Annotated in this window: 7 protein-coding genes; 4 read left to right on the forward strand and 3 right to left on the reverse strand. The window is 70.6% G+C overall.

All coding sequences use genetic code 11. The features are described from left to right. Positions 1-87 precede the first annotated feature (87 nt). Positions 88-7,062: a polymorphic toxin-type HINT domain-containing protein gene (locus tag E1211_RS04620; protein WP_132345710.1), complete on the forward strand. Its 6,975-nt coding sequence runs from the start codon at positions 88-90 to the stop codon at positions 7,060-7,062. Positions 7,063-7,527: 465 nt separating this feature from the next. After that, positions 7,528-7,893 carry a barstar family protein gene (locus E1211_RS33680; protein ID WP_256371307.1) on the forward strand — a complete coding sequence of 122 codons (366 nt, stop codon included), beginning with the start codon at positions 7,528-7,530 and terminating at the stop codon, positions 7,891-7,893. 448 nt (positions 7,894-8,341) lie between these two features. Here E1211_RS33680 and E1211_RS04630 read toward each other — a convergent pair whose 3' ends face one another. The 3 genes from E1211_RS04630 to E1211_RS04640 all read right to left on the reverse strand — a co-directional run bounded on the left by E1211_RS04630 (position 8,342) and on the right by E1211_RS04640 (position 12,541). Beyond that, positions 8,342-9,205, reverse strand: coding sequence for a universal stress protein (locus E1211_RS04630; RefSeq protein WP_132345714.1), 864 nt, complete (start codon positions 9,203-9,205; stop codon positions 8,342-8,344). Then, complete coding sequence (locus tag E1211_RS04635) at positions 9,202-11,604, reverse strand: phosphoketolase (RefSeq protein WP_132345716.1); 2,403 nt, start codon at positions 11,602-11,604, stop codon at positions 9,202-9,204. The genes E1211_RS04630 and E1211_RS04635 overlap by 4 nt, the downstream gene beginning before the upstream one ends. A 106-nt stretch (positions 11,605-11,710) precedes the next feature. Then, the gene (locus tag E1211_RS04640; RefSeq protein WP_132345718.1) at positions 11,711-12,541 is read right to left on the reverse strand and encodes a universal stress protein; all 831 of its coding nucleotides are present in this window, start codon (positions 12,539-12,541) and stop codon (positions 11,711-11,713) included. A gap of 146 nt (positions 12,542-12,687) precedes the next feature. On the opposite strand from E1211_RS04640, the gene E1211_RS04645 reads away from it, so the two are divergent. Together E1211_RS04645 and E1211_RS04650 are read left to right on the forward strand one after the other, a co-directional pair. Next, the gene (locus E1211_RS04645; protein ID WP_076471445.1) at positions 12,688-12,924 is read left to right on the forward strand and encodes an HTH domain-containing protein; all 237 of its coding nucleotides are present in this window, start codon (positions 12,688-12,690) and stop codon (positions 12,922-12,924) included. Further along, positions 12,924-13,502 carry a Clp protease N-terminal domain-containing protein gene (locus E1211_RS04650; RefSeq protein WP_132345720.1) on the forward strand — a complete coding sequence of 193 codons (579 nt, stop codon included), beginning with the start codon at positions 12,924-12,926 and terminating at the stop codon, positions 13,500-13,502. Before E1211_RS04645 ends, E1211_RS04650 begins: the two co-directional genes overlap by 1 nt. The last annotated feature ends 135 nt before the right edge of the window (positions 13,503-13,637 follow it).

The following is a 13,637-nucleotide window of genomic DNA, read 5'->3' on the forward strand; positions in this document are numbered from 1 at the left end:
CGCGCGCGGTGTGCCGGCCCACCTCGGGTCGGCACGCCGCGTCGACCACTGACCTTCCCGTCCCGACCACACCTTCTGGAGACGTGGGTGAAACGTACGCTTCTGCATCCCCTCAGGTCCCTACGGAGTCCCGCCAGCCGCATCCGGGCCGCCGTCGCCGCGCTGCTGAGCGGCGTCCTGGTCGTGTCGGTCCTCACCGTTCCGACGCAGGCGGCGGCGAAGCCCACGCCGCATCTGGCGGCGCAGCAGGAGAAGGTCGACACCGACGGCGCGCCGGCCAAGGGGCGGGCGTGGCCGACGAAGGAGGTACGCAGCGCGCAGCTCGCCGCGCCGGTGTGGCCGGAGCCGGGTAGGGCATCGGTGACATTGCCGGCGACCCCGACCGGTGAGCGGCGGGCCGCCGCGCCGACGGCGCGGGCCGGGAGCCTGCCGGTGTCGGTGGGCCGGGCCGGGGGAGAGGCCGGGGCGCGTACCCAGGCCGTGACGGTCGAGGTGTTGGACCGGGCGTCGGTGCCGGCGCAGTGGCGCGACGGGTTGCTGCTGCGGGTGGCCGGCGAGAACGGGCAGGTGGCGGCCGGGACTGCGGCGACCGGGAAGGCGGCGGCCGCGACTGCGGCGGCCGGGCCGGGCGCGGCGTCGGTCTCGGTGGACTACCGCGGCTTCGCGAACGCGTACGGCGGCAGCTGGTCGTCCCGCTTGCGGCTGTGGCAGGTGCCCGAGTGCGCGCTGACCACGCCCGGCCGGTTGGGATGCGCGGCGACGCCGTTGGAGTCACGCAACCAGGACGGGACGGTCAGTGCCGACGTGCCGCTGGCGCCGGTCTCCCCGGCCGCCCGGAGCGCCGGCACGACGTCGACGCTGGTCGCGCTCGCGGCCGGCGTGTCGGGTGACGAGGGCGACTTCTCCGCGACGCCGCTCTCCCCCTCCTCGACCTGGTCGTCGGGCGGCTCCACGGGTGACTTCTCGTGGACCTACCCGTTGCAGTCCCCGCCGTCCGCCGCGGGTCCCACCCCGTCCATCACGCTCGCCTACTCCAGCAGCGCGGTGGACGGCAAGTCGGACGCGTCGAACAACCAGCCGTCCTGGATCGGTGAGGGCTTCGACTTTTGGCCCGGGTACATCGAGCGCAGTTACGTCGAGTGCGCCGACGACATGGGCGACGGCGCCAACAACACCCGGAAGACCGGCGACCACTGCTGGCGCTCCGACAACGCCACCATGTCACTCAACGGGCGCGGCACCGAGCTGGTCTTCGAGACGGGCAAGGGCTGGCACGGCCGCAGCGAGGACGGCTCCAGGATCGAGAAGCTCACCGGTGCCGGCAACGGCGACGACAACGGCGAGTACTGGAAGGTCACGACCAGCGACGGCATGCAGTACTTCTTCGGCCGGCACAGCCTGCCCGGCGAGACGGAGAAGACCCGCTCCACCTGGACCGTGCCGGTCGCCGGCAACAACTCCGGCGAGCCCTGCCACGAGTCCGGCTTCACCGCCTCCTTCTGCGACCAGGCGTGGCGGTGGAACCTCGACTACGTGGTGGACCCGCACGGCAACACCATGTCGTACTGGTACACGCCGGAGACCAACTACTACGGCCGGAACTTCACCGCCACCGACAAGGCCGACTACGTCCGCGGCGGCACGCTCGACCGCGTCGACTACGGCACCTGGGACCGCAAGCGCGCGGACGGCACGGTCGACCGTTCGGTGAAGCCGACCGCGCAGGTGCTCTTCTCCACCGGCGACCGGTGCACCGCGGACTGCGGCAAGCACGACGCGGCGCACTGGAAGGACGTCCCCTGGGACCAGGAGTGCACCGAGGCGGCGGCGGACTGTGGCACCAACTACGCCCCGACGTACTGGTCGACGAAGCGACTGACGAAGATCACCACGCAGGTGTGGGACACCACCCGGTCGACCCCGGACTGGCAGCCGGTGGACTCCTGGACGCTGGGCCAGGCCTGGCCGGCGGTCGGGGACGGCAGCGACTACGCGGGCATGTTCCTGACCTCCGTCGTCCACGCCGGGCACGTGGGTGGCACGAGCACCATGCCGCCGGTGACCTTCGAGCCGGTGTCGCTGCCTAACCGGGTGTTGACCAAGCACAACACCACCAACAACCGGATGCGTATCGGCAACATCGTCACCGAGACCGGCGCCAAGATCCAGGTGACCTACAGCCTGCCCGACTGCGCCTCCGGCAACCTGCCGGCGACGACGTACGGGAACACGAAGCGCTGCTACCCGGTGGTCGGGCCCGACCCGTACGACCCGGACGGGCCGGACATCACCGAGTGGTGGCACAAGTACGTGGTCACCAAGGTCTCCGAGTCGGACCTGATGGTGATGGTCGACGGCACCGACCACGGGCAGCCGGTCAAGAACACCTTCTACACCTACGTCGGCGACGCGGCCTGGCACTACGCCGACGACAACGGCCTCATCAAACCCAAGCGCAAGACCTGGAACCAGTTCCGCGGGTACGCCACGGTCGAGACCCGGGTCGGCGACGCGCCGAGCCAGACGCTTGTCCGCACCAGCTACCTGCGCGGCATGCACGGTGACCGGGCGTCCACCTCCGGGGGCAGCCGTACGGTGACGGTGCCCGCGTCGCTGGGCAGCGAGACGGTCTACGACGAGGACCAGTTCGCCGGCATGGTCCGCGAGCAGGTGACCTACAACGGCGTCGACACCAAGCCGGTCAGCAAGGTCGTCAACGTGCCCTGGATGTCGCCGGCGCTCGCCAGCCGCACCATCAACGGCGACACCGTCACCGCGCGGTACACCAACACCAAGGCCACCTACTCGGGCACCGCGCTCGGCGTCGACGGCGCCGCCGGCTGGCGGGTCGCCCGGACCCAGTCGTGGTTCGACGACCGGTACGGCACCGTCGACCGGCTGCAGGACGACGGCGACCTGAACAAGACCGGCGACGAGCGGTGCACCACCTACAGCTACAACCGCAACACCGGCGTCAACCTGCTCACGCTGGTCAAGGAGACCACCGTCACCGCGCTGGCCTGCGGCAGCGCGCCGCAGTCCACCGACGACGTGATCTCCGACGAGCGGGTCTACTACGACGGCGCGACCAGCGTCGACACGCCGCCGACGATAGGCGCCGTCACCCAGACGGAGAAACTGAAGGACTGGAGCAAAGCGGCCGGCACCACCTGGCAGGTGGTCGGCAAGGGCACGTACGACGTGTTCGGTCGGCCGCTGACCAGCACCGACGTCCGGGGCAACGTGACCAGCACCGCCTACACGCCGGCCTCCGGTGGCCCGCTGTTGAAGGTGAGCACCACCGTCCCGGACCCGAACGGCGGCACCGCCTGGACCTCCACCGTGGAGTCCGAGCCGTACCGGGGTTCGCCGACGAGGGCGACCGACCCGAACGGGCGGGTCAGCGACCGCGAGTACGACGCGCTCGGCCGGCTGGCCCGAGTCTGGCAGGTGGGCTGGCCGAAGGCGGATCACCCGACCAGCCCCTCGGTGCAGTACACGTACGTCTTCGCGCCGAACCGTGACGCGTACCCGTACACGAAGTCGCAGACCCTGCACGCGGGCGGCGGCTACCTGGTCTCGTACCAGATCCAGGACGCGCTGTTGCGTCCCCGGCAGACGCAGAGCGCGGCGGTCGGCGGCGGTCGGCTGGTCACCGACACGATCTACGACAAGGCCGGTCGGGCGGTGACCGGCTACTCGCCGCACGTCGAGCCGGGCGAGCCGGCGGGCGGTCTGTGGTGGGAGCCGGAGTGGTCCGTGCCGGCGCTGACGAAGACGGTCTACGACGACGCCGGTCGCGCCACCGACGCCATCTTCTTCGGCACCGACGGCGTCACGAACCTGGTGGAGAAGTGGCGCACCAGCACGAAGTACCTCGGCGACTCGACCACCGTCACCCCGCCCGGCACGAGCGCGGCGACGACCGCGGTCACCGACGTCCGCGGTAACACCGTCGAGCTGCGCCAGCACGTGACGCCGGTGCACTCGACAAGCTACGTCTACGACCGCAAGGGGCAGCTGGTCACCGTCCGGGACACCAAGGGCGACGAGTGGACGTACACCTACGACGTCCGTGGCCGCCAGGAGTCGGCGAACGACCCGGACAAGGGCCTGCTCACCACGAAGTACAACGACTACGGCGACGTCGAGCAGACCACCGACGCCAACGGCAAGGTGCTCGTCTACGACTACGACAAGACCGGACGCAAGATCGGCCTGTACGAGGGCAGCAAGTCGGCCGCCACCAAGCGCGCCGAGTGGAAGTACGACAAGCTGTACAGCGGGCCGACCGTGCGTGGCCAGCTCACCGAGAGCACCCGCTTCGACCCGCCCGGGTCGGCGAACGCATACACGATCCGGACGACCGGCTTCAACACCCGCTACCAGCCGACGGGTGTGGATTACGTGATCCCCTCGACGGAGGGCGCCGGACTCTCCGGCACCTGGTCGTACGGCTACGGCTACTCGCCGTACGACGGCAGTCCGGCGAGTGTCGCGTATCCGGCCGGCGGCGGACTGACCACCGAGAAGGTCACCACCAACTACGACAGTGTGACCGGTCTGCCGACGTCGCTGGACACGAACCGGATCAACGTCGGACGGTACGTGATCGGCCAGCAGTACACCGCGTACGGCGAGCCGACCGTCAACACCCGCAAGATCGACGGCGGGGTCTACGTCGAGCAGGCGTTCGACTACGACCTGACCACCCGGCGCCTGGCCCGCAGCCGCGTGCAGCCGGAGACCGCGGCGGGCACCGTCGCCGACATCCGGTACGCCTACGACGACGCGGGCAACATCACCTCCATCGCCGACGCTCCCGCCGTCGGCCCGGCCGACACCCAGTGCTTCCGCTACGACGGGCTGCGGCGCCTCACCTCGGCGTGGACGCCCAAGTCGGGAGTCGCCTGCGACACCGATCCGGCGGTGATCGACCTCGGTGGACCGGCGCCGTACTGGAACGACTGGACCATCGACGAGATCGGCAACCGGACGAAGGAGATCTCTCACGCCCTCGCCGGTGACACGACGCGCACCTACGCGCTGCCGACGCCGGGCAAGGGCGTCACCCGCCCGCACGCGGTGACGTCGGTGACCGTCGCCGAACCGGGGAAGGCCCCGGTGACCACCCGCTACGCCTACGACAATGCGGGCAACACCACCTGCCGTCCCAGCGGCGCCACCGCCAACGCCTGCCCGCCCGACGCCAACTCCCAGGCGCTGAGCTGGGACGCGGAGGGCCGGTTGGTCTCCGTGTCGGGCAGCGGGGACGCGGCGGGTAGCAACATCTACGACGCCGAGGGCACCCGGCTCATCCACCGGGACGCCACCAGCAGCACGCTCTACCTGCCCGGCCAGGAGGTACGCCGGGAGGGCGGTCTCACATCGGGCACCCGCTACTACCAGTTCGCGGGAAGTGCCGTCGCGTCCCGCAACGGCAGCGGCCTGACCTGGCTCTTCGACGACCACCAGGGCACCCAGAGCGTGGCCGTCGACGCGCTGAAGCAGACGGTCACGGTCCGGCGGCAGACCCCGTATGGCGTGCCGCGCGGGGAACAGTCGACTCCCTGGGTCAACCGGAAGGGCTTCGTCGGCGGAGACATCGACAGCAACGGCCTGACCCACATCGGCGCGCGGGAGTACGACCCGCAGCTGGGCCGCTTCATCTCCGTCGACCCGGTGCAGGACCTGACCGACCCGCAGCAGTGGAGCGCGTACGCCTACGGCAACAACAGCCCGATCACCTTCTCCGACCCGTCCGGTCTCAAGTTCTGCTCGGACGACGCCTGCGGGCCGGGCGCGGACTACGTGGACTCCCAGGGCAACTACCACTACGTCGAGGGGCACAACGACGGCTGCAACGGGTGCAGCGGGGCCAAGGACCCGAACGCGCACATCAAGCCGCCGACGATCAACGACGTGCTGGGCCACCGGTTCCCGGTGCCGGACAAGTTCAAGCCCGTCCTGAAGGCCCGAGGCTACGAGGGCTCCTCCCAGTACACGTGGGGGGAGATGCTCAAGTGGGCGGCGCAGAGCGGCGAGAACTGGGTCTTCATGTGCTCGACCCTGATGGGCGGTGACGCGCTCAAGTGCGACCTGCAGAACCCGCTGCGCCCGAAGCGCACCATCCTTCAGGACCTCACGCTAGGGGCGCTGATCCTCGGGGCGCTGGCCTGCGGAATGACGGGCATCACCTGCATCGGTGAGGCCGCCCTCGCCGAGGGCGAGTTCGCGGCCACCGGCTCCTTGATCGGTTCGAGCACCGGCTCGCTCGCAGTGTTGCGGAACTTCATCGGCCGGGAGGCGGTGAACGTCGAGGCGATCGTTGCGAGCCTCTGCAGCTTCAGCGGTGACACCAAGGTGCTCATGGCCGACGGCACCGCCAAGCCGATCAGCGAGGTCAAGGTCGGCGACGAGGTCGAGGCCGCCGACCCCGAGACCGGCGAGAGCGGCGACCGGAGGGTGAGCAACCTCTGGGTCCACGAGGACGACCTGCGCACCCTGGAAGTGGCCGGCGCCGTCCTCACCACGACCGAGGACCACCCGTTCTGGAACGCCACGGACCAGGAGTGGCAACCAGCCGACGCCCTGGAGCCCGGAGACCGGCTGACCGACTCCGACGGCCGCGCGGTCGTGGTCACCGGCCGGGTCTCGGAGTCCTCCAGTCGTGCTGCCGCCTACAACCTCACCGTCGATGGCCTGCACACGTACTACGTGGTCGCCGACGCCACGTCGGTCCTCGTCCACAACACTCCCTGCGATTCGCTCAAGCGTCTGTCCGACCCCCTACCGCAGGGAATGTCCAACAAGATCGTCAAGGCCTACGACGACATCAACGCCGGCAATCTCAGCCCGCATGACACCTTCCAGGGCCGGAAGCCGCACGAGAAGTGGTGGGCTGGCTCAGCGGAGTATCGAGTTCCGGGTGCAAACGACAAGACGCGGATCCTGGTCAAGAGGCTCCCGAACGGTCAGACTGTGATGGGCTGGACAACCGACCACTACACGACCATCCATAAGTTCTCGGCACCGCACTTCCCCGATTCCGGTTGGAATTGACGTTCCGTGCCTGGCGGGGTGTGCCGCTTTGAGACGCGGCGCGCCCCGCCCCTGCTCCACGCTCTTCGGATTGGCAAATAGCTGATGTCAGAAGCTTTTCCGTTATTTCGTCTAGTCGATGAGGATTCGGGCTCTCTGCTCGTGACGGCTCAAGAAATACGAGGGTTCTTCGTGGCGCCGGGTCGGCGGAAGCGGTCTGACGTGTCCTTGGTTGGCGTCCCTCGCCAAGGTGCGCCGAGCGGGCAAAGAGATGGTGTAGAGCTCCAAGTCTCGGCAATCGACGGGAGAGTCATCGGCTCCTACTACATTGGGCGAGTGGACTTCTGTGGCGTCAAGCCGAGCGCGCAGGGGGACGCATTCGTTGATCTTGCCACCTCGTTCTATGGGTACTCATGCGAGTACCCACATGCCGGCCTGCTCTGGCGCCGGTGGGCCACCGGGGAACCCGTGCGATCCGCGGAATGGATGCTTTACAGCCCGGACTTCCGTTCTAGCTGGCTGCACGTTGTGCAAACGGCTTGGTTCGAGCCGGGCCGTCTTGCGACCCGGTATGAGAGCACACCGGTCGTAACTCTCTCGGCGCAGAACATGCCTGACCAGGATGCCTTTTACTGTGCCTTGGGCGAGGCGATGAACGGCCCGGGTGGTTACTTCGGGGCCAACCTGGACGCGGTTGTCGACTGCCTGCGTTCGAGCCGCCGCGACTCGACACTCCCACGGCGCATGCTGTGGAAGGGCTTCTCGATGTCCCGAACCCTCTTGGGTGAGGAGTTCGTAGACTCGGTGGTCGGCCTCATGCAGGAGTTCGGGGTGGACGTGCTTCCGCAGTAGGTGTTCCCCGGGTCACTTGCTCCGCTTGGGCATCGCCCGCGTTGACGTCGACGCGGAGGATCGCCTTGTACGAGGCGCCCCTGGGCGAATACCTCAACTTCGCCTTGATGGTGCCGGGTGCGTGGGTTAGTGCCGAAGAGCGAGAGGCCGTTGGACACGCCCAGGGCGGAGAGGTTGCCCGGCCGTTAGGGATCGCCGGCCCCGGTGGCTAGCTTGTAGCAGGCCTTGGCAGAGGCGATCTTGGCGCAGGCGACTGCGTATCGGTGCTGGTGCAGTTGACGAGGCAGACCATCACGGTGAGGGCCCGTCGTGGGCGACCAGATCGGGTGCGCCGTCGTCACCGTTACGTGGCCCGGCGAGGTCAGGAGATCGGATCGGTGCCAGCTCATGGTGCTCGGCTGCCAGCGAGCGGGTTGATGAGACGGGCGGTGGCACCGGTCCGACCGGGTCAGCGTTCCCGGACCACCCCCACCGGGCACCGCGCGTGCTGGACGAGCTGCTGGCTCACCGAGCCGAGCAGCATGCCGCGCAACCCGCCCCGCCCGCGCGTGCCGACGGCGACCAACTGCGCCCCGTCGCTCGCCTCGACCAGCAGGGACGCGGGAGCACCGGCCGTCACCTCGACGACGGCGTCCAGCTGCGGGAACGTGCGCTGCCAGGGCGCGAGGGACTCCGCCAGCGCGGCACGTTCGGCCGCCACCGCCTCGTCGGCGTCACCCGCCGCCTCCGGCGACCAGGCCCGGACCACCCACAGCCGTACCCGTCGAGCGGCGGCCCGTTCGGCGGCGAAGCCGAGCGCCACCAGTGACTGCTCGGAGCCGTCAACGCCGACCACCACCGGTCCGTCGGGCGACCCGACCGGCACGTCCCCGGCGGGGGAGCGGACCACCACCACCGGGCAGTGCGCGTGGGCGGTGACCGTGACGGCGGTGGAGCCGACGAGGAGTCCGGTGAAGCCGCCGTGTCCCCGGCTGCCGAGCACCAGCAGCGCGGCGTCCGCCGACCGTTCCTGGAGCAGGAGCGCGGCCGGGCCGTCGAGCACCTCGCCGGTGACCTCCAGGCCCGGGTGCGCGTTGGCCGCGTCGGCCGCCGCCTGGTGCACCAGGTGGTCGACCTCGTTGCGGGCGGTCTCGTCCGGCCAGAATCCGGGGGCCACGCCGGGGCCGAGCCAACCGACCACTGTCGACCATTCGAAGACGTACGCGAGGCGGACCGGCCGGCCGGTGAGCCGCGCCTCGTCCAGTGCCCAGCGCAGGGCCACTCCCGCGTCGGGTGAGCCGTCGTAGCCGACCAGGATCTCGTTCCCGCTCACGTACCGCTCCGCAACTCCGGATCGGTCTCCCGGATCCAGCGCCACTCCGCTACCCGTGGGTCGTCCTCCCCGTGCCGGCGGGTGTAGTCGCGGCACGCCTGACGGCTGTCGACCATGTACTGGCGCAGGTGGGCGGCGCGGGCGGCCAGCCCGGGCACCCGGTCGATGACGTCGATGACCAGGTGGAAGCGGTCCAGGTCGTTGAGCATCACCATGTCGAACGGCGTCGTGGTGGTGCCCTCCTCCTTGTAGCCGCGTACGTGCAGGTTGTCGTGGTTGGTGCGGCGGTACGTGAGGCGGTGGATCAGCCACGGGTAGCCGTGGTACGCGAAGATGATCGGCCGGTCGGCGGTGAAGATGGTGTCGAACTCGCTGTCCGGCAGGCCGTGCGGGTGTTCGGTGGGCGGCTGGAGCCGCATCAGGTCGACGACGTTGACCAGTCGCACCTTCAGCTCGGGCAGGTGCTGGCGGAGCAGGTCCGCGGCGGCCAGCGTCTCCAGTGTCGGCACGTCGCCGCAGCAGGCGAGCACGACGTCGGGTTCGCTGCCGGTGTCGTTGCTCGCCCAGTCCCAGATGCCCAGCCCGCGCCGGGTGTGCTGGATCGCCTCGGACATGGTGAGCCAGTTCGGGGCGGGCTGCTTCCCGGCGACCACCACGTTGATGTAGTGCCGGCTGCGCAGGCAGTGGTCCATGGTGGAGAGCAGGGTGTTGCCGTCCGGCGGCAGGTAGACGCGGACCACCTCGGCCTTCTTGTTGACCACGTGGTCGATGAAGCCCGGGTCCTGGTGCGAGAAGCCGTTGTGGTCCTGCCGCCAGACGTGGCTGGAGAGCAGGTAGTTCAGCGAGGCGAGCGGGCGTCGCCACGAGATGCCCCGGGTGACCTTCAGCCACTTCGCGTGCTGGTTCACCATCGAGTCCACGATGTGGATGAAGGCTTCGTAGCTGGTGAAGAGCCCGTGCCGTCCGGTCAGTAGGTAGCCCTCCAGCCAGCCCTGGCAGAGGTGCTCGGAGAGCACCTCCATCACCCGCCCGTCCGGGGAGAGGTGGTCGTCGCTCGGGAACGTCTCGGCGACCCAGGTCCGCCCGGTGACCTCGAAGGCGGCGCCGAGCCGGTTGGAGGCGACCTCGTCCGGCCCGAAGAGCCGGAACGTCTCCGGGTTGGCGGCGATCACGTCGCGGATCCAGTTGCCGAGCACTCCGGTGGCGCCGGCCATCGGCTCACCCGGGCGGGGCACGTCGACGGCGTACTCACGGAAGTCGGGGAGGTCGAGTTCCCGGAGCAGGAGGCCGCCGTTGGTCACCGGGTTGGCGCTCATCCGCCGGTCGCCGCGGGGTGGGAGGGCGGCCAGTTCGGTGACCGGCGCGCCAGCGGCGTCGAAGAGCTCCTCCGGCCGGTAGCTGCGCAGCCAGCGCTCCAGCTCGGCGAGGTGCGCCGGATTGGTGCGGACCTCGGAGAGCGGCACCTGGTGGGCGCGGAACGTGCCCTCGACGGGCGCGCCGTCGACCTCGCGCGGACCGGTCCAGCCCTTCGGCGTCCGCATGATGATCATCGGCCAGCGGGGGCGTTCGACCGGTCCGCCGGAGCGGGCCAGCTGCTGGATGGTCGCTATCTCGTCGAGCGCCCGGTCCAGCGTGGCGGCGAGCGTCCGGTGCACCCGCGCCGGGTCGTCGCCGGCGACCACGTACGGCTGGTAGCCGTTGCCGCGCATGAGTTCGAGCAGGTCCTGCTCCGGGATCCGGGAGAGCACCGTGGGGCCGGCGATCTTGTAACCGTTGAGGTGCAGGATCGGCAGGACGGCGCCGTCGCGGGCCGGGTTGAGGAAGACGTTGGAGAGCCAGCTGCCGGCCAGCGGGCCGGTCTCCGCCTCGCCGTCGCCGATCACGCAGGCGACCAGCAGGTCGGGGTGGTCGAACGCGGCGCCGTACGCGTGGCTGAGCGCGTACCCCAGCTCGCCGCCCTCGTGGATCGAGCCCGGTACCTCCGCGGCCACGTGGCTGGGGATGCCGCCGGGGAAGGAGAACTGCCGGAACAGGCGGCGCATGCCGGCCTCGTCACGGCCGACCCCGGGATAGCGCTCGGTCCAGCTCCCCTCGAGCCAGGTGTTCGCCACGATCGCCGGGCCGCCGTGACCCGGCCCGGTGATGAACATGGCGTTCAGGTCGCGGTCGACGATGACGCGGTTGAGGTGGGCGTAGAGCAGGTTCAGGCCGGGGCTGGTGCCCCAGTGGCCGAGCAGGCGGGGTTTGAGGTGCTCGGGTGCGAGCGGCTGGCGCAGCAGGGGATTGTCCAGCAGGTAGATCTGCCCGACGGTGAGGTAGTTGGCCGCCCGCCAGTACGCGTCCAGCCGGCGCAGCTCGTCCTCGGTCAGCGGGCTCTGCGCATCGAGAGCGGTGTCCATGGTGACTGAGCCTCTCGTGGTTCGGGGAGTGCTGCATCCGGAAGCGCATCTCCTGGTGGCGGCTCGGCCGGCGCGCGGGCCGGCCGCCGGTCCCGCCGGGCGGACGTCATGACCCCTGCGGCGCGGTGTCGGTCATGCCGCGGACGATGATCACCGGTGAGGGCGCGTGGTAGAGCAGCGCCTGCGCCACCGCGCCGAGCATGCCCCGGCCGGGCTCGTCGCCGCGCGGCGCGACCATCGTCACCTGCGCCGAGCGGGACTGCTCGACGAGTACGGTCTCCGGGGCGCCGCGGACGGTGTGGCATTCGACGGGCACGTCGCGGTGCCGGCCGGCATACCGGTCGACGGCCTCGGTGAGCTGCCGGGAGATCTCCTCGTCCTGCTCGTCGGGTTCCACCACCCGGATGGCCAGCAGCCGGCTGCCGCGCCGCTTCGTGCACTCGAACGCCCACTCCAGGGCCTCGTGCGAGCTGGGTGAGCCGTTCACCCCGATCAGTACGGGTCCCTGCGGCGGCGGTTCGCGGCGGGTCACCAGCACCGGGCAGCTGGCCTGGGCGGCGAGTTGTACGGCGGGCGCGTCGGACGGTACGCAGTCGTCGCAGGTGCCCATGCCGCCGTCGCCGACGACGAGGAGGAACGCCCGCTGGGAGCGGCGCAGCAGGATGGGAACCCGGGGCCCCTCGACGATCTCGCCGGTGACCGTGAGCTCCGGTTCGACGTCGCGGGCCAGGTCGTTGGCGCGGGCGAGCAGATCCTCGGCCTCGTCGCGTGGCGCGGCCACGGTCTCCGCCTCGAACGCGGAACGCCAGTCGAAGGCGTGCACCAGGTGCAGGGGCCGGCCGTGCGCGACGGCTTCCTCGGCGGCGAGCCGCACCATCGCGAGGTTGCGCTCCGAGCCGAGGCCGACCAGCACGGGCCGTTCGGTGGCTGCGGTCATCGGACATCACCTCCCGGGCGTCGCGCCCGGCACGACCACGCTCCCTCGCCCCGAGGGTAGTCGCGTGACGGTGGGTGGCGGGTCGGTTCGCGGCCGGAATGTCAACATGGGTTGACAGGCTCCCGTCGTCAACGTACGTTGACAGCATGACTCAGGCGACGGAACTCGCGGCGGCCGCCGGCAGCCCCGACCCCCGGGTCGGGCTGCGTGCCGTCCGCGCGCTGCGCCGGCTGCTCGAGCGGCTGGAAGTGGTCCAGGTCGACAACGCCCGCCGACAGGGCTGGTCCTGGCAGGAGATCGCCGACGCGCTCGAGGTCAGCCGGCAGGCGGTCCACAAGAAGCACGCCGGACGACCGGCGGTCCCCACCTCCTGGGAGGCGTGATGTTCGAACGGTTCACCGACCGCGCCCGCGACATCGTCCGCCGGGCGCTTGACGAGGCCCGAGCCGAGGGGCAACGGCCGGTCGGGACCGAGCACCTGCTGCTCGCCCTGCTCGCCGACGAGGCGAGCCTCGCCAGCCGGGTGCTCACCGAGGTCGGCGTCGACGCCGACGACCTGCGGGCCCGCATCCGCCGGCACGTCGAGACCGGTGGCGTCGGCCTCGGCGACGCCGACGCGGCGGCGCTGCGCGAGATCGGCATCGACCTGGCCGCCATCGTGGCCCGCGTCGAGGAGACGTTCGGCCCCGACGCGCTGCGCGAGGCGGCACCGGAGCCGCGCCGCCGCTGGCGCCGGCGCCGCTACGCCGGCGGTCCGTTCTCACCCCGGTCGAAGAAGGTCCTGGAGCTGTCGCTGCGGGAGGCGATCCGGCTGCGGCACCACCACATCGGCAGCGAACACATCCTGCTCGGTCTGCTCCGCGAGGGCCACGGCCTGGCGGCGCTGGTGCTCACCGAGGCCGGCGCCGACCTCGACGACCTGCGTCGCCGGGTGGAACAGGCGCTGCGTACGGCCGCCTGAACGGCGTCCCGGACGGTCGCCCCGCGGCTACGAACCTCGGGGCGGCCGAGCCGACCGGCGAACGGGTCCGCCGCCCGGGCGAGGCGCACGCCGTCGCAAACCTCTCTGTGGCGCTTACGACCCCGACCCCGGCAC

The sequence above is a fragment of the Micromonospora sp. 15K316 genome (genome assembly GCF_004348525.1).
Taxonomy (GTDB): Bacteria; Actinomycetota; Actinomycetes; order Mycobacteriales; family Micromonosporaceae; genus Micromonospora.

Excerpts from the sequence above, each read along its gene's own strand:
- E1211_RS33680 (WP_256371307.1), top strand. The coding sequence starts at position 7,528 with ATGCTTTACAGCCCGGACTTCCGTTCTAGCTGGCTGCACGTTGTGCAA.
- E1211_RS04635 (WP_132345716.1), bottom strand. The coding sequence starts at position 11,604 with ATGGACACCGCTCTCGATGCGCAGAGCCCGCTGACCGAGGACGAGCTG.
- E1211_RS04640 (WP_132345718.1), bottom strand. The coding sequence starts at position 12,541 with ATGACCGCAGCCACCGAACGGCCCGTGCTGGTCGGCCTCGGCTCGGAG.
- E1211_RS04645 (WP_076471445.1), top strand. The coding sequence starts at position 12,688 with ATGACTCAGGCGACGGAACTCGCGGCGGCCGCCGGCAGCCCCGACCCC.
- E1211_RS04650 (WP_132345720.1), top strand. The coding sequence starts at position 12,924 with ATGTTCGAACGGTTCACCGACCGCGCCCGCGACATCGTCCGCCGGGCG.